21 protein-coding genes are annotated in these 20,601 nt (G+C 71.9%); 8 read left to right on the forward strand and 13 right to left on the reverse strand.

Annotated features, from left to right (window positions below; translation table 11 throughout):
* Positions 1-70: 70 nt before the first annotated feature.
* Together BCL76_RS20240 and BCL76_RS20245 are read right to left on the reverse strand one after the other, a co-directional pair.
* Positions 71-1,615, reverse strand: a complete 1,545-nt coding sequence (locus BCL76_RS20240; protein ID WP_109780872.1) for an MFS transporter — start codon at positions 1,613-1,615, stop codon at positions 71-73.
* Entirely contained in the window at positions 1,612-2,163 is a 552-nt protein-coding gene (locus BCL76_RS20245) for a TetR/AcrR family transcriptional regulator (protein ID WP_109780873.1), read from the reverse strand. Before BCL76_RS20245 ends, BCL76_RS20240 begins: the two co-directional genes overlap by 4 nt.
* 90 nt (positions 2,164-2,253) lie before the next feature.
* On the opposite strand from BCL76_RS20245, the gene BCL76_RS20250 reads away from it, so the two are divergent.
* The gene (locus BCL76_RS20250; RefSeq protein ID WP_109780874.1) at positions 2,254-2,781 is read left to right on the forward strand and encodes an HAD domain-containing protein; all 528 of its coding nucleotides are present in this window, start codon (positions 2,254-2,256) and stop codon (positions 2,779-2,781) included.
* Positions 2,782-2,960: 179 nt separating this feature from the next.
* On the forward strand, positions 2,961-3,383 hold the full coding sequence (locus BCL76_RS20255) for a hypothetical protein (RefSeq protein ID WP_109780875.1): 423 nt from the start codon (positions 2,961-2,963) through the stop codon (positions 3,381-3,383).
* 65 nt (positions 3,384-3,448) lie between these two features.
* Here the strand turns inward: BCL76_RS20255 and argH are convergent, their stop codons facing one another.
* Together argH and BCL76_RS20265 are read right to left on the reverse strand one after the other, a co-directional pair.
* Positions 3,449-4,876, reverse strand: coding sequence for an argininosuccinate lyase (argH, locus tag BCL76_RS20260; protein ID WP_109780876.1), 1,428 nt, complete (start codon positions 4,874-4,876; stop codon positions 3,449-3,451).
* 147 nt (positions 4,877-5,023) lie between these two features.
* The gene (locus BCL76_RS20265) at positions 5,024-6,217 is read right to left on the reverse strand and encodes an argininosuccinate synthase (protein ID WP_030009472.1); all 1,194 of its coding nucleotides are present in this window, start codon (positions 6,215-6,217) and stop codon (positions 5,024-5,026) included.
* A 185-nt stretch (positions 6,218-6,402) separates the two neighbouring features.
* On the opposite strand from BCL76_RS20265, the gene BCL76_RS20270 reads away from it, so the two are divergent.
* The 3 genes from BCL76_RS20270 to BCL76_RS20280 are packed head-to-tail and all read left to right on the forward strand — an operon-like array spanning position 6,403 to position 9,062.
* Positions 6,403-7,776, forward strand: coding sequence for a HEAT repeat domain-containing protein (locus BCL76_RS20270; protein ID WP_109780877.1), 1,374 nt, complete (start codon positions 6,403-6,405; stop codon positions 7,774-7,776).
* A gap of 5 nt (positions 7,777-7,781) precedes the next feature.
* On the forward strand, positions 7,782-8,363 hold the full coding sequence (locus BCL76_RS20275; protein WP_109780878.1) for a pyridoxamine 5'-phosphate oxidase family protein: 582 nt from the start codon (positions 7,782-7,784) through the stop codon (positions 8,361-8,363).
* 6 nt (positions 8,364-8,369) lie between these two features.
* On the forward strand, positions 8,370-9,062 hold the full coding sequence (locus BCL76_RS20280) for a L,D-transpeptidase family protein (RefSeq protein WP_109781048.1): 693 nt from the start codon (positions 8,370-8,372) through the stop codon (positions 9,060-9,062).
* Positions 9,063-9,146: 84 nt separating this feature from the next.
* Here the strand turns inward: BCL76_RS20280 and BCL76_RS20285 are convergent, their stop codons facing one another.
* The 8 genes from BCL76_RS20285 to BCL76_RS20320 form a co-directional block, all read right to left on the reverse strand.
* The gene (locus tag BCL76_RS20285) at positions 9,147-9,683 is read right to left on the reverse strand and encodes an arginine repressor (RefSeq protein WP_030765547.1); all 537 of its coding nucleotides are present in this window, start codon (positions 9,681-9,683) and stop codon (positions 9,147-9,149) included.
* Between the two features lie 7 nt (positions 9,684-9,690).
* On the reverse strand, positions 9,691-10,896 hold the full coding sequence (locus BCL76_RS20290) for an acetylornithine transaminase (protein ID WP_109780879.1): 1,206 nt from the start codon (positions 10,894-10,896) through the stop codon (positions 9,691-9,693).
* The gene (gene argB / locus BCL76_RS20295) at positions 10,893-11,837 is read right to left on the reverse strand and encodes an acetylglutamate kinase (RefSeq protein WP_109780880.1); all 945 of its coding nucleotides are present in this window, start codon (positions 11,835-11,837) and stop codon (positions 10,893-10,895) included. Before argB ends, BCL76_RS20290 begins: the two co-directional genes overlap by 4 nt.
* Positions 11,834-13,000, reverse strand: a complete 1,167-nt coding sequence (gene argJ, locus BCL76_RS20300; protein WP_109780881.1) for a bifunctional glutamate N-acetyltransferase/amino-acid acetyltransferase ArgJ — start codon at positions 12,998-13,000, stop codon at positions 11,834-11,836. The genes argB and argJ overlap by 4 nt, the downstream gene beginning before the upstream one ends.
* Positions 12,997-14,025: an N-acetyl-gamma-glutamyl-phosphate reductase gene (gene argC / locus BCL76_RS20305; RefSeq protein ID WP_109780882.1), complete on the reverse strand. Its 1,029-nt coding sequence runs from the start codon at positions 14,023-14,025 to the stop codon at positions 12,997-12,999. Before argC ends, argJ begins: the two co-directional genes overlap by 4 nt.
* A 187-nt stretch (positions 14,026-14,212) precedes the next feature.
* Positions 14,213-14,989 carry an N-acetyltransferase gene (locus tag BCL76_RS20310; RefSeq protein ID WP_109780883.1) on the reverse strand — a complete coding sequence of 259 codons (777 nt, stop codon included), beginning with the start codon at positions 14,987-14,989 and terminating at the stop codon, positions 14,213-14,215.
* A gap of 40 nt (positions 14,990-15,029) precedes the next feature.
* Complete coding sequence (locus BCL76_RS20315) at positions 15,030-15,605, reverse strand: histidine phosphatase family protein (RefSeq protein WP_030765532.1); 576 nt, start codon at positions 15,603-15,605, stop codon at positions 15,030-15,032.
* Positions 15,606-15,636: 31 nt separating this feature from the next.
* Positions 15,637-17,082, reverse strand: a complete 1,446-nt coding sequence (locus BCL76_RS20320; RefSeq protein WP_109780884.1) for an aminotransferase-like domain-containing protein — start codon at positions 17,080-17,082, stop codon at positions 15,637-15,639.
* Here BCL76_RS20320 and BCL76_RS20325 point away from each other — a divergent pair.
* Together BCL76_RS20325 and BCL76_RS20330 are read left to right on the forward strand one after the other, a co-directional pair.
* Positions 17,081-18,001, forward strand: coding sequence for a DMT family transporter (locus BCL76_RS20325; protein WP_109780885.1), 921 nt, complete (start codon positions 17,081-17,083; stop codon positions 17,999-18,001). The genes BCL76_RS20320 and BCL76_RS20325 overlap by 2 nt on opposite strands.
* Before the next feature lie 57 nt (positions 18,002-18,058).
* Positions 18,059-18,256: a DUF1918 domain-containing protein gene (locus tag BCL76_RS20330; protein ID WP_030010502.1), complete on the forward strand. Its 198-nt coding sequence runs from the start codon at positions 18,059-18,061 to the stop codon at positions 18,254-18,256.
* Between the two features lies 1 nt (position 18,257).
* On the opposite strand, the gene BCL76_RS20335 is transcribed toward BCL76_RS20330, so the two are convergent.
* Positions 18,258-19,505 carry a glycoside hydrolase family 10 protein gene (locus tag BCL76_RS20335; RefSeq protein ID WP_109780886.1) on the reverse strand — a complete coding sequence of 416 codons (1,248 nt, stop codon included), beginning with the start codon at positions 19,503-19,505 and terminating at the stop codon, positions 18,258-18,260.
* A 139-nt stretch (positions 19,506-19,644) separates the two neighbouring features.
* Here BCL76_RS20335 and BCL76_RS20340 point away from each other — a divergent pair, with 139 nt between their 5' ends.
* Positions 19,645-20,538 carry a 3-hydroxybutyryl-CoA dehydrogenase gene (locus BCL76_RS20340; RefSeq protein ID WP_051782388.1) on the forward strand — a complete coding sequence of 298 codons (894 nt, stop codon included), beginning with the start codon at positions 19,645-19,647 and terminating at the stop codon, positions 20,536-20,538.
* The last annotated feature ends 63 nt before the right edge of the window (positions 20,539-20,601 follow it).

Genomic DNA, 20,601 nt, shown 5'->3' on the forward strand with positions numbered 1-20,601 from the left:
GGTGTCCCGCGGCTCCACGAGCTGTCAACTCCGGCCGGAACACCACCCCTTGCCCACCGGCTCCGGGACGTCAGTGCTCGACGCCCTCCTGGAGCCGCTGGCCCTTCAGCAGGAACCAGGCGGCCACGGCGGTGGCCAGCAGCACGGCCGCGCCGACGCCGGAGGCGAGCCGCAGCCCGTCCACGAAGGCATCCTGGGCGGCGCCCACCATCACCTGGGCGGTGTGCGGGTCGAGCGACTTGGCGGCCTCGACGGCCCCGCCGAGGGATTCGTGCGCGGCGTCGGCGACCGGGCCCGCGACCGAGGCCGGGGCGGTGAAGCTCTGGTAGACGCCGGTGACGATGGAGCCGAGCAGGGCGATACCGAGGGCGGCGCCGAGTTCGTAGGCGGTCTCGGAGACGGCGGAGGCCGAACCGGCCTGCTCCTTGGGGACGCTGGAGAGGATCACGTCGGCGGTGACGGTGAAGGAGAAACCGGCGCCGAGGCCGACGACGAGCAGGGCCGCGCCGAGCAGCGGGTAGCCGCTCTCCTTGTGGATCAGGGTGAGCACGGCGAGGGCCAGGCCGATGGCTCCGAGGCCGCCGGCCACGATGGTCCGTACCGAGTACCGGCGGGCGTAGCGGCCCGCGATCAGGCCGGTGACCACCGCGCCGATGGCGGCGGGCAGTTCGGCCAGGCCCGCCTCCAGCGGGTCGCGGCCCTGGACGAGCTGCAGGAACTGGGAGAGGAAGAAGACCAGTCCGGAGAGGCCGAAGACGGTGAGCAGGTCGGCGAGGACCGCGCCGGAGAAGCCGCGGTGCTTGAAGAGCCGCATGTCGAGGAGCGGGGACGGCAGGCTGAACTGGCGGCGGACGAAGGCGTACAGGGCGCCCGCGCCGAGTGTCGCGGTGGCCGCGACCTCCCAGGTGAGGCCGTGGGTGGCGACTTCCTTGACGGCGTAGACCACGCTGATCACGCCGATGAGGGAGAGGCCGACGCTGACCAGGTCCCAGGGACCGGCGACCGGGTTCTTGGATTCGGGAAGCAGCTTGATTCCGACGACGACCAAGGCGATCATCACGGGGAGGTTGATCAGGAAGACCGAGCCCCACCAGAAGTGCTGGAGGAGGGCTCCGCCGACGACCGGGCCGACGGCCGCACCGGCCGAGGCGGTGGCGCCCCAGATGCCGATCGCGAGGCTGCGCTCCTTGGGGTCGTGGAAGATGTTGCGGATCAGCGCGAGGGTGGACGGCATCAGGGTCGCGCCGGCCACGCCCAGCAGGGCCCGGGCGACGATCATCATCTCGGGGCTGGTCGCGTAGGCGTTGAGCACGGACACGGCACCGAACGCGGCGGCGCCGGTGAGCAGCAGCTTCTTGCGTCCGATGCGGTCACCGAGGCTGCCCATGGAGACCAGGAGTCCGGCGATGACGAAGGAGTAGATGTCGCCTATCCACAGCAGCTGGGTGCCGGACGGCTTGAGGTCCTCGGAGAGTGCGGGGGTGGCGAGGCCGAGTACGGTCGCGTCGACGGCGACCAGCAGCACGGCGAGCACCAGCACGCCCAGGGCGAGCCAGCGGCCGCGGCTCCTGGTCTCCGTCCCGATCGGGCTGTTCAGCTGCTGGGTCGTGCTCATTTCTCCACACTCCGTCTGGCGCCACCGAGCAACAGCTCGGTGATCATGTACTGGAAGTCCTTGCCGGCGACCCGGCCGTCCATCACGGCCCAGGCGCAGGCCCCGACGAGGGCGTAGAGCGCCTCGGTGAGCCATGCGGGGCTCAGGTCGATCCGGATGTCGCCCTCTTCCTGGCCGCGCCGGAAGAGCGCGCCGACCCGGGCGTCGAGCCGGGCCCAGCCCTCGTTGACCTCGTCGCCCTCGAACAGCTGGTTCTCGGTGACGAGGAAGGCCAGCAGCTGGGCGTTGGGCTCGGCCTCGGCGACGAGGCGTCCGATCGCCTCGACCGCCGCGCCTTCGTCGAGGCGGGCGTTGTCGAAGGCCACCTCGAACTCGCGGATGCCGAGGTCTTCGAGGGCCCGTACGAGGGCGTCGCGTCCGGCGAAGTGCCGGTGGAGGGTCGCGCGGCCGATTCCGGCGGCGCGGGCGACCTCGTCCATCGTCGCGGTCGACTTGCGGGAAAGCAGGGCGGCCGCAGCGCGGAGCACCTGGTCACGATCCATGGCCATGAGACAAGCATACCCCGAATGAGACGTCAGTGTCTCATTAAAGCGAAAAAATGGGCTGCCCGCGGGCAGCCGGAACGGAATCCTGCCGCCATGAAGCCACTGCTGCTGATCGACGTCGACGGCCCGCTGAACCCCTACGCCACCAAGGCGCAGCGCCGCCCCGAGGGGTACGCCACCCACCGGATGCGCCCGACGGGCTGGACGGAGGCCGAGCAGGCGAAGCCCTTGCGGGTTTGGCTCAATCACGACCACGGAGCGGAGCTGCTCGCCCTCGCGGAGGTCTACGAGCTGATCTGGGCCACCACCTGGAAGGACGAGGCCAACGACTGGATAGGCCCGCACCTGGGGCTGCCGAGGCTTCCGTTCATCGACTGGCCCGTGATGCACGGCCGGGCGCCCCGCGGCACCTTCTGGAAGACCCAGTACATCCTCGAGTACGTGGGCGAGCGGTCCTTCGCGTGGATCGACGACGACATCACGACGATGGATCGCGAGTACGTCGACCAGCGCCACCCCGCGCAGACCCTGCTGATGCGCATCGACGAGCGGATCGGACTGGTCCGCGCGGACTTCGACACTCTGGCCGCATGGGCCACACCGTCACCGATCGACTACTGATGGTGATTCGATCATGACTACCCGTGTCGGTCGGGCTGATGCGAACTGTGATCATTTGGAGTGACGGTGCCCCCGGGAGCCTTCCGCCGAGGACCCGGGACCCGGGAGTCTCTCCCCCGTGAGCCCATACCCGGGGCGGGTTCACCTGCAGGTATTCCGTCTTCGGCAGGGAGAGAATCATGAACGCATCACGGAAGCTGGCCATCGGCGCGGCCGCGCTGGCGCTGACGACGGTCGGCGGCGTCGTCGCCATGTCCTCGGCGTCGGCCGAGTCGAGGGAGGCACGGCAGGCGGCGGCCGTCACCACGGCTTGGGCGAAGGTGGCCGCGAACGGACAGGTCCTGGGCGGGCAGGGCATCACCGGGATCAACAAGTTCGGTATCGGCCGCTACAACATCACCACGTCGTCCGGCCTCAACGGGTGCGCCCTCCTGGGCACGATCAACACCAACGGCGGGAACGACCCCGGGCCGGGCAGCTCGTCCATCCTGGTCGGGCAGGTGAACGGGAACACCCTCTTCATCCGTACCGCGACGCCGTCCCAGCCCGGCAACGCCGCCGTGGACAGTGACCGGCCGTTCTCGATCAACGTCGTCTGCTGACACCCCGACATGCCGGAGGGGCGGCGGGGGCCGACGGGCTCCCACCGCCCCTCCGGGCGTCTCGACTACTGCTTGTGGGTCGCCCAGGCGTGCTGGATGACCAGGTCGGCCTTCAGCTCGGTGAGCTGGGTGGCGACCGCCGACGGGGCGGTGCCGCCCCGGCCGCTGCGCGAGGCCAGCGCGCCCTTGACGTTCAGGACGGTCCGGACCTCGGGGGTCAGGTGCTCGGAGATCTTCACGAACTGCTCGTCCGTCAGCTGGTCGAGCTCGATGCCCTCGCCCTCGCAGACCTTGACGCACTCGCCGGCCACCTCGTGCGCCACCCGGAACGGCACGCCCTGCTTGACCAGCCACTCGGCGATGTCGGTGGCGAGCGAGAAGCCCGCCGGGGCCAGCTCCTCCATCCGCTCCCGGTTGACCGTGAGGGTCGCCATCATGCCGGTGAAGGCCGGGAGGAGGACCTCGAGGGTGTCGCAGGAGTCGAAGACCGGCTCCTTGTCCTCCTGGAGGTCCCGGTTGTACGCCAGGGGCAGCGCCTTGAGCGTGGCGAGCAGGCCGGTCAGATTGCCGATGAGCCGACCCGACTTGCCGCGCGCCAGCTCGGCGATGTCCGGGTTCTTCTTCTGCGGCATGATCGACGACCCGGTGGAGAAGGCGTCGTGCAGGGTCACGAAGGAGAACTCCTTCGTGTTCCAGATGATGATCTCCTCCGCGATCCGGGACAGGTTGATCCCGATCATCGCGGTGATGAAGGCGAACTCGGCGACGAAGTCGCGCGAGGCCGTGCCGTCGATCGAGTTGCCGACCGAGCCCCGCTCGAAGCCCAGGTCGGCGGCGACCTGCTCCGGGTCCAGCCCCAGCGAGGAGCCGGCCAGGGCGCCCGAGCCGTACGGGGAGACGGCGGTCCGGGTGTCCCACTGCCGCAGCCGCTCCGCGTCCCGGGACAGGGACTGCACGTGGGCCAGTACGTGGTGGGCGAAGAGCACCGGCTGCGCGTGCTGCAGGTGGGTCCGGCCCGGCATCGCCACGTCGTGGTGAGTCTCGGCGAGACCGACCAGCGCGTCCTGGAGGTCGGCGATCAGGCCGCCGATGATCCGGCCGTGGTCGCGCAGGTACATCCGGAAGAGGGTGGCCACCTGGTCGTTGCGGGACCGGCCGGCGCGCAGCTTGCCGCCGAGCTCGGCGCCGAGCCGCTCCAGCAGGCCGCGCTCCAGGGCGGTGTGCACGTCCTCGTCGGCGATGGTGCCGGTGAAGGAGCCGCTCGCGACGTCGGCCTCCAGCTGGTCGAGCCCGGCGATCATGCGGTCGAGCTCTTCGGCCGTGAGCAGGCCGGCCTTGTGGAGCACGCGGGCGTGGGCGCGGGAGCCCGCGATGTCGTACGGCGCGAGGCGCCAGTCGAAGTGGACCGACGCCGACAGCAGGGCCAGCGCCTCCGAAGGACCGTCGGCGAACCGGCCGCCCCAGAGCCGGACGTCACCCTTGTTGCTGCTCACAGCTACTGCTCCTCAAGACTGCATGGCGTGGACTGCTGGTAAGGCTCCGGAGGGGGCCGCCCGGCCCGGACGGCCGGCGGGGCTCCGGATGTGCAACCGCCTCCCCGCCGCGGAGGTAACGGGGAGGCGGTCCGAACTGCTGGTCGGTCAGGCGAGGTCGCGGCGGGCCGCGATCTTCGAGGAGAGACCGAAGATCTCGATGAAGCCCTGGGCCTTGGACTGGTCGAAGGTGTCGCCCGAGTCGTAGGTCGCGAGGTTGAAGTCGTACAGCGACTCGTCGGACTTCCGGCCGGTGACGACGGCGCGGCCGCCGTGCAGGGTCATCCGGATGTCACCGGTGACGTGCTGGTTGGCCTCGTTGATGAAGCCGTCCAGGGCGCGCTTGAGCGGGGAGAACCACAGACCGTCGTAGACCATCTCGCCCCAGCGCTGCTCGACCTGCCGCTTGTAGCGGGCCAGCTCGCGCTCGACGGTGACGTTCTCCAGCTCCTGGTGGGCCGTGATCAGCGCGATCGCGCCCGGCGCCTCGTACACCTCACGGGACTTGATGCCCACGAGGCGGTCCTCGACGATGTCGATCCGGCCGATGCCCTGGGCTCCGGCGCGGTCGTTGAGCTGCTGGATGGCCTGCAGCACGGTGACGGGCTTGCCGTCGATGGCGACCGGGACGCCCTCCTTGAAGGAGATGACGACCTCGTCGGCCTCGCGCGGCAGGGCCGGGTTCGAGGTGTACTCGTAGATGTCCTCGATCGGGGCGTTCCAGATGTCCTCCAGGAAGCCCGTCTCGACGGCGCGTCCGAAGACGTTCTGGTCGATGGAGTACGGGGACTTCTTGGTGGTCGCGATCGGGAGCTGCTTCTCCTCGCAGAAGGCGATCGCCTTGTCCCGGGTCATCGCGTAGTCACGGACCGGGGCGATGCACTTGAGGTCCGGTGCGAGGGCGACGATGCCCGCCTCGAAGCGGACCTGGTCGTTGCCCTTGCCGGTGCAGCCGTGGGCCACGGTCGTGGCGCCGTGCTTCTTCGCGGCGGCGACCAGGTGCTTGACGATGGCCGGCCGGGAGAGCGCCGAGACCAGCGGGTACCGGTCCATGTAGAGGGCGTTCGCCTTGATCGCCGGGAGGCAGTACTCGTTGGCGAACTCGTCGGAGGCGTCGGCGACCTCGGCCTCGACCGCACCGCAGTCGAGCGCGCGCTTGCGGATGACGTCCAGGTCCTCGCCGCCCTGGCCGACGTCCACGGCAACGGCGATGACCTCGGCGCCCGTCTCCTCGGCGATCCAGCCGATGGCGACGGAGGTGTCCAGGCCGCCCGAGTAGGCGAGTACGACGCGCTCGGTCACGGGTTTCTCCTTACGGTGCATTCAACGACAGGCATAACTATGCACTACTCCGTATGTTTCGTCAATCGACTCGGGGGGTGCGCGCCTCGCACCCTCACGTCTCCAGCCTGACCTGCGGGTATATGGGAGGCGAGTCGGCGGCCCGAGTGCCTACGATCAGCCTCGACAACGCCAGGGGAGGACGTATGGACACGGACACGAAGACACGGCTGCCCGCACCGGGGGGCCCGGCGGCCGAGTGGATCGCCTTCGACCGCGCGGTCCGGCGGACCTCCTCCTGGTCGTACGCGAGCCCTCTGGAGACCCCGGACGCCGTGAAGCTGTGCCATGTCGACGGTCGGGTCCGCGAGGCGGCACTACGGACGCCGACTCCACTGCTGTCGCTGCTGCCGGAGCTCGTCGCGATCCGCTGCGCGGACTGGGTGCCACCCGTGCGGGAGCGGGCCCGGCGGGTCCTGGCCACGGCCCTGGCGGACGACCCCGCGGGCACGCTGCGCCGGCTGACGCCGCTCGTCGTACGGCTGGGGCGGCGCGAGCAGGGCGCCTGGGCACGGGAGCGCTTCGAGGACCTGCTCACAGAGGACCCTGAGCTCCTCGGGGCACTGCGCGGGAGCCCGGACCCGCAGACCCGTCGGTTCGCCGCACGGCTGACCCTCGACGCCGGACTGTTGGACGTACGGGAGCTGGCCGCGCTGGCCGCGGCGGAGAAGGATCCGCCGACGAGCGGGCTGTGGACGGACGCGACGCTGGCCGCCCTGGCCGCCGACGGGCCGGACGACGAGGCCGTCGACACGCTGCTCGGCGGGCACGGCCAGATGGTCCGCGCGGCCGGGGTCACCGCCCTGCGCGGGGCCGGCCGGGGCGCCGAGGCCGCGGATCACCTCTGCGACCGCTCCGGGACGGTCCGGGCCTGCGCCCGGTGGCTGGTCCGCCAGGGCGGCGGCGACCCGCGCGCGCTGTGCCGCGAACTGCCGGCCGACCCCGCCCGCGTGAGCCCGTACCAGGTGACCGGCTTCGCCGAGTGCGCGCTCCGCGAGGACGCGCCGCTGCTGCGCGCGCTGCTGACGCACCCCGGCGGTCAGGTGCGGGCCGCCGCCGTCGCCGGTCTGCGCCTGCTGGACGTCACCGACGTCGAGCTGCTGCGGCCGCTGCTGGACGATCCGGCGCCTGCGGTGGCCCGCGAGGTCGCCCGCGGTCTCGGCGGCTCCGCCGACCGGCTGCCCGTCGACTGGCTGATGGCCCGCATCGCGCCCGAACGGCCCCCGCACACCCGCCGGGCCGCCTACCGGCTGCTGGTCGCCCGGGGTGGAGTGGTCGGACTGCGCGCTTCCGTCGAGCTGCTGACGGACCGTGACCCGGGTCTGCGGAGGATCGCCGGGCAGCGTGTCCAGAGCATGTGGAGCCCGGACCGGTCACCGGACCTGCCCGTGCGGGACCCGGAGGTCGGCGCTCTCCTGGACCGGTGCACGCACCTGTTCAGCGACTACGTCATGCGGCAGATGCGCTCCCGGCTCGGGCTCCCGGTCACGGCGGACCCGTCGCGCACGGACGCATACTGATCGGCATGGGAAAGCTCTACGAACGCATAGACGGCCGGCTGCGCAAGTTCATCGAGGAGCAGCCGATCTTCTTCACCGCGACCGCCCCGCTCACGGGTGACGGTCATGTCAACCTCTCCCCCAAGGGCCGCTCCGGAACCCTCGTCGTCATCGACGAGCAGACCCTGGCCTACCTGGACTTCGGGGGCAGCGGCGCCGAGACCATCGCCCACGTCCGGGAGAACGGCCGGATCACCCTGATGTGGTGCGCGTTCTCGGGACCGCCCAACATCGTGCGCATCCACGGCGAGGGCGAGGCGGTCTTCCGCGACGATCCGCGCTGGGGCGAACTGATCGCCCTGTTCGGTGACGCGGACGGGCCGTCGGCGCGGGCCGTCATCCTGGTCCACGCCCGCCGGATCGCGGATGTCTGCGGATACGCCGTCCCCTTGATGGAGTACCAGGGCGAGCGGACGCTGCACGCGGAGTACTTCGGCCGCAAGACGGACGAGGAGTTCGCCGCGTACTGCGAGAAGAAGGAGTTCATCGGATCGAGCGTCGACGGCCTGCCTGCGCTGCCGCTGCCCCTTCCGCCCCGTACCGTCTGACATGTGCTGCGTACCGCTGTAGTCGCCGTCTCACTTATCGTCACGACCCTGCTTCCGCAGGCACCGTCGGCGGCCCCCCTGCCCGACCGGCTCGCCGACACCGGCGGGGGAAGCCAGCTCATCACCGCCGTCGCGCCGACGCCCGGATCCACCACCGGCCGGGTGATCTGGTGGGAGCGGTGGGCGGGACGCTGGCACCGGTCCGGGAGCGCGCCCGCCCGGTTCGGCGCGAACGGCCTCACCGAGGGTGCGTCGCGGACCCAGGGCACGAACACCACGCCGACCGGCCTGTTCGCACTCCCCTACGCCTTCGGGATCCGGCGGGCGCCCGCCGGCACGGACCACCTCTATCGGCGGGTGACGGCCGACTCCTGGTGGTGCCAGGACAACGCGTCCGCCCACTACAACCGCTGGGTCGAGCCGCTGCCCGCGGACTGCGCGCCGGGCGAGGCCGAGCACCTGGTGACGTACGAGAAGCAGTACGCGCACGCCCTGGTCATCGGCTTCAACTACGACCGGCCCGTGCGCGGCCGCGGCGCCGGGATCTTCCTGCACGTCAACGGCAAGGGCGCGACGGCCGGTTGCGTATCGGTGCCCGAGTCGGCCATGCGGACGATCCTGCGCTGGGCGGACCCGCGTCGCCGTCCGCACATCGCGATCGGCACGGAGTCCGGGGACCTGGCCGTGACCCGGTACTGAGCCGGGTCCGGCCCGACCGCCGCAGCGGGCCCAGGCCATCTCTTCCGGATCTCGTCAGGCCCGGCAAGATCCGGAAGGGACGGCCTAGCCCTCCTTCTGGGCCAGGCGCAGCAGGTGGTCGGCGAGGGCCTGGCCGCCCGCCGGGTCCCGGCTGATCAGCATCAGGGTGTCGTCGCCCGCGATCGTGCCGAGGATCGCGCGCAGCTCGGCCTGGTCGATGGCCGAGGCGAGGAACTGCGCCGCACCCGGCGGGGTGCGCAGGACCACGAGGTTCGCGGAGGCCTCCGCCGAGATCAGCAGCTCCCCGGAGAGGCGCCGCATGCGCTCCTCCTTCGCGGACTCGCCGAGCGGGGCCTGCGGGGTGCGGAAGCCGCCCTCGCTGGGCACCGCGTAGATCAGCTCGCCGCCGGTGTTGCGGATCTTCACCGCGCCCAGCTCGTCGAGGTCGCGCGAGAGCGTCGCCTGGGTGACGCTCAGCCCGTCGTCGGCGAGCAGCTTGGCCAGCTGGCTCTGGGAGCGGACCGGCTGCCGGTTGAGGATGTCCACGATCCGGCGGTGTCGCGCGGTGCGGGTCTGCGGGACGGCCTGGCCGCCTTGCTCGTTGTCCTGCGCCTGACTCATCGTCGTCTCATTCTCCGGATCCGTCCCCGCCTGCTGCGTCAAGGATGCCGGGCAGGGCCCGGACGAACGCGTCCGCCTCGGCCTCGGTGAGTACGTACGGGGGCATGAGCCGTACGACGTCGGGGGCGGGCGCGTTGACCAGGAAGCCGGCGTCCTGAGCCACCTGCTGCACCCGGGCGGCGAGCGGCTCGGTCAGCACGATACCCAGCAGCAGTCCCGAGCCGCGGACGTGGGAGACCAGGGTGTGGCCCGTGCCCTCGATCCCGGAGCGCAGCCGTTCCCCCCGGGCCTTGACCTGGTCGAGCAGCCCGCCCGTGGCGATCGTGTCGATGACGGCGAGGCCGGCCGCGCAGGCGACCGGGTTCCCGCCGAAGGTGGTGCCGTGCTGGCCCGGCTGCAGCAGGTCGGCGACGGGGCCGAAGGCGACCACCGCGCCGATCGGCAGACCGCCGCCCAGCCCCTTGGCGAGGGTGACGATGTCCGGCTCGACGTCCTCGTGGGCCTGGTGCTCGAACCACTGGCCGCACCGGCCGATGCCGGTCTGGACCTCGTCGAGGACCAGCAGGGTGCCGGTGGCGCGGGTGATCTCGCGGGCGGCCGTCAGGTACCCGGCGGGGGGTACGACGACGCCGTTCTCGCCCTGGATGGGTTCGATGACGACGAGCGCGGTCTCCTCGGTGACGGCGGCCCGCAGCGCCTCGACGTCACCGAACGGCACGTGCGTGACGTCGCCCGGCAGCGGCCGGAAGGGCTCCTGCTTCTTGGGCTGGCCGGTGAGCGCGAGGGCGCCCATGGTCCGGCCGTGGAAGCCGCCGTCGGTGGCGACCATATGGGTCCGCCCGGTCAGCCGGCCGATCTTGAAGGCGGCCTCGACGGACTCGGCGCCGGAGTTGCAGAAGAAGACCTTGCCGGGGCGGCCGAAGAGCTGCAGCAGCCGCTCGCCCAGCGCCACGACCGGCTCCGAGATGAAGAGGTTGGAGACGTGGCCGAGGGTGGAGATCTGCTCGGTCACGGCCGCCACGATCGCCGGGTGGGCGTGCCCGAGGGCGTTGACCGCGATACCGCCGACGAAGTCGGTGTACTGCTTGCCGTCGGCGTCCCAGACCTGGGCGCCCTCGCCCCGTACCAGCGCGACCGCGGGGGTGCCGTAGTTGTTGGCCAGCGCCTGCTGCCAGCGTGCGCCGTACTCCTGGTTGCCGGTGCCCTTCGTCATTGCGTTCCCCCTGACTGGTGGTCGGGCACGACCATCGTGCCGATGCCGGAGTCCGTGAAGATCTCCAGCAGGATCGAGTGCTGGACCCGTCCGTCGAGCACGCGGGCGGTGTTCACGCCGTTGCGCACGGCGTGCAGGCAGCCCTCCATCTTGGGCACCATGCCGCTGGACAGCTCGGGCAGCAGCTTCTCCAGCTCGCCGACGGTGAGCTTGCTGATGACCTCGTCGCTGTTCGGCCAGTCCGCGTAGAGGCCTTCGACGTCGGTGAGGACCATCAGCGTCTCGGCGCCGAGCGCGGCGGCGAGCGCCGCGGCCGCCGTGTCGGCGTTGACGTTGTAGACGTGGTGGTCGTCGGCACTGCCCGCGATGGAGGAGATGACCGGGATCCGGCCGTCCGCCAGCAGGGCCTCGATGGCGCCGGTGTCGATGGAGGTGATCTCCCCGACGCGGCCGATGTCGATGGACTCGCCACCGATCTGCGGGCTGTGCTTGGTCGCGATGATGGTGCGGGCGTCCTCGCCGGTCATGCCGACGGCGAGCGGCCCGTGCTGGTTGAGCAGCCCGACCAGTTCGCGCTGGACGTGGCCGGCCAGCACCATCCGTACGACGTCCATGGCCTCGGGGGTCGTGACGCGCAGGCCCGCCTTGAACTCGCTGACCAGGCCCTGCTTGTCGAGCTGGGCGTTGATCTGGGGGCCGCCGCCGTGCACCACGACCGGCTTGAGGCCGGCCTGGCGCAGGAAGACCACGTCCTGGGCGAAGGCGGCCTTCAGGTCCTCGTCGATCATGGCGTTGCCGCCGAACTTGATGACGACGATCTTGCCATTGTGACGGGTGAGCCAGGGCAGGGCCTCGATGAGGATCTGCGCCTTGGGCAGGGCGGTGTGCTTGCGGGCGGTGCCGCCGGAGGTGCCGGGCAGGCCGGCCTTCTCGTCGCTCATGAGGAGTAGGCGCTGTTCTCGTGGACGTACTCGGCGGTCAGGTCGTTGCCCCAGATCACGGCGGACTCGCTGCCGTTCGACAGGTCGGCGGTGATCCGGACCTCGCGGCCCTTCATGGAGACCAGGTCACGGTCGTCGCCGACCGATCCGTTGCGGCAGACCCAGACGTCGTTGATGGCGACGTTCAGCCGGTCCGGGTCGAAGGCGGCCCGGGTGGTGCCGATCGCGGAGAGCACCCGGCCCCAGTTCGGGTCCTCGCCGTGGATGGCGCACTTGAGCAGGTTGTTGCGGGCGATGGAGCGGCCGACCTCGACCGCGTCGTCCTCGGTCAGCGCACCGATGACCTCGATGCGGATGTCCTTGCTCGCGCCCTCGGCGTCGCCGATGAGCTGACGGGCCAGGTCGTCGCAGACCTTGCGCACGGCCTCCGCGAACTCCTCGTACGCCGGCACCTGGCCGGAGGCGCCGGAGGCGAGCAGCAGCACCGTGTCGTTGGTGGACATGCAGCCGTCGGAGTCGACGCGGTCGAAGGTGGTGCGGGTGGCGGCGCGCAGCGCCTTGTCGAGGGTGGCGCTGTCCAGGTCGGCGTCGGTGGTGATGACGACGAGCATGGTGGCCAGGCCCGGGGCGAGCATGCCGGCGCCCTTGGCCATGCCTCCGACGGTCCAGCCGCCCTGCGAGACGGTGGCCGTCTTGTGCACGGTGTCGGTGGTCTTGATGGCGATGGCGGCGGCCTCGCCGCCGTCCGCGGACAGGGCCGCGGCGGCCGTCTCGATGCCGGGGAGCAGCTTGTCCATGGGAAGCAGGACGCCGATCAGGCCGGTGGAGGCGACCGCGATCTCGCCGGCGTTGAAGTCGCCGCCGAGTTCGTTGAGGGTGGCGGCGACCTTCTCCGCGGTGGCGTGGGTGTCCTGGAAGCCCTTGGGACCGGTGCAGGCGTTGGCGCCGCCGGAGTTCAGGACGACCGCGCTGATGGCGGCGCCCCGCAGGACCTGCTCGGACCAGTGCACGGGGGCGGCCTTGACGCGGTTGGAGGTGAAGACGCCCGCGGCGGCCAGACTCGGCCCGTTGTTGACCACGAGGGCCAGGTCGGGGTTGCCGTTGGCCTTGATCCCGGCGGCGATGCCCGCTGCCGTGAATCCCTGTGCTGCCGTGACGCTCACGGTGCGACTCCGATCGTCGAAAGACCCAGGCTCTCGTGGAGCCCCAGGGCGATGTTCATGCTCTGCACCGCGCCACCGGCGGTGCCCTTGGTCAGGTTGTCGATGGCGCTGACGGCGATGATCCGGCGGGCGGACTCGTCGTAGGCGACCTGGACGTGGACGGCGTTGGAACCGTGGACGGATTTGGTGGACGGCATCCGGCCCTCGGGCAGCAGGTGGACGAAGGGCTCGTCCGCGTAGGCCTTCTCGTACGCGGCGCGCAGCGATTCGGCGGTGGTGCCGGGGAGCGCCTTGGCCGAGCACGTGGCGAGGATGCCGCGCGCCATCGGCACGAGGGTCGGCGTGAAGGAGACCGAGACACGCTCTCCCGCGAGCGGGCTGAGGTTCTGCACCATCTCGGGCGTGTGGCGGTGTCCGCCACCGACGCCGTACGGGGTCACGGTGCCCATCACCTCGGCGCCGAGCAGGTGCGGCTTGAGGGCCTTGCCCGCGCCGGAGGTGCCGGTGGCGGCGACGATCACGGCCTCGGGCTCGGCGAACTTCCCCTGGTAGGCGGGGAAGAGCGCGAGGGAGACGGCGGTGGGGAAGCAGCCGGGGACGGCGATGCGCCTGGTGCCCGCCAGGGCCTCGCGGGCGCCGGGCAGTTCGGGGAGTCCGTAGGGCCAGGTTCCGGCGTGCGGGGCACCGTAGAAGGCGTCCCAGTCGGCGGAGTCCTTGAGCCGGTGGTCGGCGCCCATGTCGACGACGAGGACGTCCTCGCCGAGCTGGGCGGCGACGGCGGCGGACTGGCCGTGCGGGAGGGCGAGGAAGACGACGTCGTGGCCGGCGAGGACCTCGGAGGTGGTCGCCTCCAGGGTGCGTCCGGCGAGCGGCACGAGGTGCGGTTGCAGGGAGCCGAGGAGCTGTCCGGCGTTGGAGTTGCCGGTCAAGGCGCCGATCTCCACCTCGGGGTGCGAGAGCAGGAGGCGCAGGACTTCCCCACCCGCGTACCCGCTCGCACCGGCCACCGCTACACGTACCACCATCGGACCCTCCTCATCGATGGCATGACTATACGTACTGCTGCACGTTTATGCAATGGCCAGGATGTGGATCGGGACGTGTGCGAGGGAGGCGTACGACTGCGTCCACTGGAAGATGTCTAGCAGGAAAGGTCGTGCTCCGCGGTCGATTCGGACGCCCGGTTCGATATTCGGGCGCCCGCTTCGATCATCATGGACGGCGACCGGACCCCGCCTCCTCGGTCAGCCCGTGCCTGACCCATACGTTCGGCTCCACGTAGACCGCATAGCCCTGCTCCGGCTCGCACCGCACGGGCGTGAGGGCACCCGGTACGCGCACGGGTCCGGCGACGTCGAAGGGCAGCCCGGTCCACGTCCGCCACTGGGCGAGCGAGCCCGTGATGGTCATGGACAGCGGCGCGACCGAGTCGATGACCCCGCCCGCGCGGACGTGGACGCGCAGCCACGGGTCGTGCGGGAGACCGTCCTCGCGCATGCGGTACGCGTACTCCTGGATCGGGGTGTCGGGCTCGGCCGGCTTCCCGCTGGGCCGGACCGGCGCCACCATTTCGGAGAAGCCGCGGGACCGGGCGTTGTCCCGCATCGCGGCCAGCATGCGCCCGGAGAGCCCCTCGCCCTGCCGGTCGCGGGCGACGGTGATCTCGATCGCGCTCACCGTGTCGGGACGCACCCCGCGGCGCAGGTCGGAGAAGGCCCACATGAGCGCACGGTCCCAGCCCTGCGCGGGCAGAGCGCCGTCGCGGCCGGCCACGTGCAGGGCGAAGGGCACGCTGTACCCGCGGGCGACCACCGCGTCCCCGTCCGTGGCGACCAGGACGTAGTCGGCGAGCTCGGCCTCCATGCGTGGGTACAGCAGCCAGGCGAGGGAGTCGTGGGTGGCGAACTCGGGCCACGGGTCGTCCATGTCCCCGAGCCGGTCCGCCAGTTCGGGGCGCTCGGCGAGCGTGGTGATGCGAATCTCGGTCATTCCCGCAGGCTAGGAGGGTGTCCGGGCCCCCACAACCGGATTACGTCGGGGCCTGCAGAGACAGGTGCCAGCTCCCGGACCAGCCCGTGAGGGTCATCGTGGACAGCGGCCGGACGTCCACGTTCCAGTAGGTCAGCGGGGGCGCCTTCAGCGCGTACACCAGGGCCGCCCGGACCACCGAGGGCTCCGCCACCGCCACGATCCGGCCCCCGTCGTCGGCCGGTCGGGTGTCGAGCCAGCCGCCGATCCGGGAGATGAAGGCGAGCAGGGACTCGCCGCCGTGCGGGGCGGACCGCGGATCGCTGAGCCACAGGTCCACCGCCCCGGGCTCGTGGGCGGTCACCTCGGCCAGGGTGAGCCCCCGCCAGCGGCCCATGTCGCACTCGCGCAGGGCCGGCTGCGCGAGGGGCGCGTATCCGAGGGCCTGGCCCGTGGCACGGCTGCGCGGGGTCGGCGAGCAGTAGCGCAGCTCGGCCGAGCCCAGGGGTACGAGGCCCTGCGCGGCGGACTCCACCGACCGCCAGCCGGCTCCGTCCAGCGGGCGGTCGTCGTCGAAGCGCTCGGCGAGCAGCGAGGAACTACGGGCTGCGGCGACGAGCGAGACCCGAACATGCATGCGGTGATGGTGAGCCGCATACCGCACCGGGTCAAGCGTCCGGACCGAGGCCGTCCGCCAGGCCGGTGCGCAGCCGCTGGACCGCCTCGACCAGTTCGCCGGCGCCCGACACCCCGGCGAAGCTCAGCCGGACGTGCGGACCGGGCGGCTCCGCGCAGAAGTACGGGCGACCGGGAGCCACCGCCACCCCGGCGCGCAGCGCGGCCGCCGCGAAGGCCGTGTCGTCGCCGCCCCCGGTCGGCCGCACCCACAACTGGTATCCGCCGTAGGGCAGATGCGGCAGCTCCAGCGCGGGCAGCTCCCGGCGCAGGGCCCCCGCGAGCACGTCCCGCCGGTGGCGCAGTTCGCCGGCCACCGTCCGCAGGTGGCGGGGCCAGGCGGGGGCGCCGACGAGTTCCAGGGCGGCCTCCTGGAGCGGCCGGGGCACGAAGAAGGAGTCCACGATCTGGATGGCGCGCAGCCGGTCGACCACCGGGCCCCGGGCGGCCAGGGCGCCGACCCGCAGGCTCGGCGAGGTGACCTTGGTCAGCGATCGGACGTGCACCACGACCCCGTCCGCGTCCTCGGCGGCCAGGGTCGCGGGCAGGGGACCCGCGCCCTCGTGGACCAGGGACCGGGCGTAGTCGTCCTCGACCACGAAGGCCCCGGCGGCCCGCGCGATGCGCAGCACCTCCGCCCGCCGCCCCGGGGCCAGTACCGCGCCGGTCGGGTTCTGGAACAGGGGCTGGCATACGAAGACCCGCGCGCCGGTCGCTTCGAAGGCGGCGGCCAGCAGCTCCGGCCGGACCCCCTCGGCGTCCACCGGGACGGGCACGGGCCGGCAGCCGGAGGCCCGGGCGATGGCCAGCAGCCCGGGGTAGGTCGGGGACTCCACCAGGATCGGCGCGCCGGGCGGCGCGAGCGCCCGCAGGGCGGTGGCCAGCGCGCTCTGCCCGCCCGCGGTGACCAGGACGTCGGCGGCGACGACCGCGCCGCCGATCTCCCGGGCGAACCAGTCGCGCAGCTCGGGCAGTCCCTCCAGGGGTGGCCGCCCCCAGGCTCCGGGGCGCCGTCCGGCCCGGGCCAGCGCGGCCGCCATGGCCCGCTCGGGCTGGAGGGAGTGGTGCAGGTAGCCGCCGTTGAGCTCGATCACCCCGGGCGGCGGCGCGGCCAGCGAGCCCAGCACCCCGGTGGCGTCGACGGAGCGCGGGACGATCTCCCCGGCCCCTTCGGCACTGAGCGCGACCTCCTGCCAGGAGGTGTCCCCGGGCGCGGGGGCCGCCGTACGCGGTGCGGCGCGGAAGACCCCCGCCCCGGGCCGGGTGACGACGAGACCCTCGGCGGCGAGCTGCCCGAGGGCCCGGGAGACGGTGACGGGGCTGACCCGGTAGCGCTCGACCAGGGCCCGACTCGACGGGAGCTTTCCACCTATCGGGTAGCGGTTGATTTCAACTCGCAGGGATTCGGCCAGTTCCGCCACACTGCTACGCTCGTACATGACAGCACAGAATAGCGCTACTCTCCCGACCACGATAGCGGTCAAGAACCCGGTACGCCGGGGCACCGCCCTCGCCCTGCTCGGCGTCGTCGCCTTCTCGCTGACCTTCCCCGCCACCGCCTGGGGACTGGAGAGCTTCGGTCCGTGGTCGCTGGTCGCGCTGCGCAGCGTCCTCGCCGCCGCCATCGCCGGGGCCTTCCTGCTGGCCCGCCGGGTACCGCTGCCGGCCCGTGCGCACTGGGCGGGGCTCGCCGTCGTCGCGGCCGGGGTGGTCGTGGGCTTCCCGATGCTCACCACCCTCGCGCTGACCACCTCCACCACCTCGCACGCCGCCGTGGTGGTCGGTCTCCTGCCGCTCACCACCGCCGCGCTGTCCGCGCTGCGGACCGGGGTCCGTCCCTCGCGCGCCTTCTGGGCCGCGGCCCTCGCCGGGGCCGCGGTCGTGATCGCGTTCGTGGTGTCCGACGGCACGCTCGCGCAGAGCGGCGGCGCCCTCTCGGCGGGCGACGCCTACCTGTTCGCAGCCCTGCTGGTGTGCGCCGCCGGGTACACCGAGGGCGGTCGCCTCGCCCGGATGCTGCCCGGCTGGCAGGTGATCGGCTGGGCGCTGGTCCTGTGCCTGCCGCTCAGCCTGGCCGGCTCCGTGGTCGGACTCGCGTACGAGCCGGTGCACCTCACCGGCCACGGACTGGCCGGGCTGATCTGGGCGGCGGCCGGCTCCACCTTCCTCGGCCTGTACGTCTGGTACCGGGGGATGGCCGAGATCGGCGCACCGCGGGCCAGCCAGCTCCAGCTCGCCCAACCGCTGCTCACGCTGGTCTGGTCGGTGGCCCTGCTGGGCGAGCACCTCTCCCCCGCCGCACCGGCCGCCGCCTGTGGCGTCCTCGTCTGCATCGCGGTGACCCAACGGGTCAAATAAGCCCATGACGACCTAAACTGCAAGCACCGGATCGGACCGCCACCGAGGAGGTCAGTTATGCGCGCGACCGAGGGCGACCAGTTGGTGCAGCACGGCAGGATCGTCGGACAGCATGACAAGGTGGGCGAGATCACCCAGGTCCTGGGCGAGAACGGAACCCCCCCGTACCGGGTCCGCTTCCAGGACGGACACGAGGCACTGATGGCTCCCGGACCCGACTGCACGGTCCGCCACCCCTCAGAGCCCACTCACTGAATCAGCGCCGGGACGCCGCCGACCGGTAGTGGTCGGCCACCACCCGGGCCATCGCCCCGTTGGGGTCCGCGGCCACCTGCTTCGCCGAGAAGTAGACGTGGCCGTGGACCTCCGGGTAGCCGGCGGCGAAGGTCAGGTGCTTCGACAGCTCCCCGGGGTCGCGCCAAGCCTCGGTGGGGCTGTCCTCGTCGCAGCGGTACAGCGCCTCCCCCACGTACAGCTCCACGCCCGTACCGGCGACGGTCCGCGCCCACCAGGGCACGATGTCGGCGTAGTCGGCGGTCGGGTGCCCGATGTGCCAGTACGCCTGCGGCACGATGTAGTCGATCCAGCCCTCCCTGACCCACTTGCGGGTGTCCGCGTACAGGTCGTCGTACGTCCCGAGGCCCGCGCGCGTCGGTGAACCGGTCGGGTCCCGGTCGGAGTTGCGCCACACGGCGAACGGGCTGATCCCGAAGCGGGGAGCCGTCCCCAGCGCCCGCAGCCGGACGGACATCTCGCGGACCAGGGTGTCGATGTTGGCGCGGCGCCAGGCGGCGCGCGAGGCGAAGCCGGCTCCGTGCTCCTCGAAGGCCTCGTCGTCGTCGAAGTACTCCCCCGCCACCGGGTAGGGGTAGAAGTAGTCGTCCCAGTGCACGGCGTCCAGCGGATAGCGGGAGACGGCGTCGAACATGGCGTCCTGGACGAAGCGCCGCACCTCGGGCATTCCGGGGTTGTAGTAGAGCTTGCCGCCGTACTCCACCGTCCAGTCGGGGTTGCGTCGCGCGGGGTGCGAGGACGCCAGCCGGTCGAGGTCGGTGTGGTTGGCCACGCGGAACGGGTTGAACCAGGCGTGCAGCTCCAGCCCGCGGGCGTGCGCCTCCTTGACGGCCGTGCCCAGCGGGTCCCAGCCGGGATCGACGCCCTGCTCCCCCGTCAGCCACTGGGACCAGGGCTCCAGCTTCGAGGGCCAGAGCGCGTCCGCCGCCGGTCGGACCTGGAGGACCACCGCGCCCAGGCGCCGCGCGACCGCCGTGTCGAGGAGGGCGAGCAGCTCCGCGCGCTGGCGCGACGCGGAGAGTCCGCTCCCGGAGGGCCAGTCCACGTTCGACACCGTGGCGATCCACATTCCGCGGAAGTCGGTGGCGCCGGCCCGCCCCCCGGGAATCCTCGCGGAGGTCCGCGGCGCCGCGGCCGCCGACCCGGCCGTGGCGGCGGCGATCACCCCCACGGCTCCGGCCAGCAGGGCCCGTCGAGCGATGTACGTCATGTGACTACTCCGTTTCACTGAGTGACATTGCGCGGTGTCCGCCCAGCATGCCCGCCCCGGCCCGCCGCCCGGCGCAAGGTCGGGAGTAACGTCGGGGGGCGTGGCGGGCGCCGGAATCGTACGGGGGACCCGCCGACGGATGAGCTGCGAAAGGCACGAAGTGACTGACCTCCCTTCCGACATCACACGGGTCGGCGTAGTGGGCTGTGGCCAGATGGGCGCGGGTATCGCCGAGGTGTGCGCCCGCAGTGGCCTTGAGGTCAAGGTCGCCGAGACCACCGGCGAAGCCCTGGAGATCGGCCGTACCCGGCTGCACAACTCCCTGACCAAGGCCGCCGAACGCGGCAAGATCACCGAAGAGGAGCGGGATGCCACCCTGGCCCGCCTCACCTTCACCACCGACCTCGGCGAGTTCGCCGACCGTGACCTCGTCATCGAGGCGGTCGTCGAGAACGAGCAGGTCAAGACGGAGATCTTCCAGGTCCTCGACCAGGTGATCACCCGCCCGGACGCGATCCTGGCCTCCAACACCTCCTCGATCCCGCTGGTCAAGCTGGCCGTCGCGACCTCGCGGCCGGACCAGGTCATCGGTATCCACTTCTTCAACCCGGCCCCGGTGCAGAAGCTCGTCGAGCTGATCCCGGCGCTGACCACGGGCGAGGACACGGTCAAGCGGGCCGAGGCCCTGGTGCGGGACGTGCTGGGCAAGCACGCGGTCCGCGCCCAGGACCGGTCCGGGTTCGTCGTCAACGCGCTCCTCGTCCCGTACCTGCTCTCCGCGATCCGGATGTTCGAGTCGGGCATCGCCAGCCGCGAGGACATCGACAACGGCATGGAGCTGGGCTGCGCCCACCCGATGGGCCCGCTCAAGCTGTCCGACCTGATCGGCCTGGACACCATCGCGTCGATCGCCGACTCGATGTACGCCGAGTACAAGGAGCCGCTGTACGCCGCTCCCCCGCTGCTCCAGCGCATGGTCGACGCCGGCCGCCTCGGCCGCAAGACGGGCGCGGGCTTCTACCCGTACGGCTGACCCGTACGGCTGATCCCCTCGGCAGGCCGCTACCGCAGGCTCCTACGGTCGGTCCCTACGGCC

This window comes from Streptomyces sp. CG 926 (assembly GCF_003148825.1).
Lineage (GTDB): Bacteria > Actinomycetota > Actinomycetes > Streptomycetales > Streptomycetaceae > Streptomyces.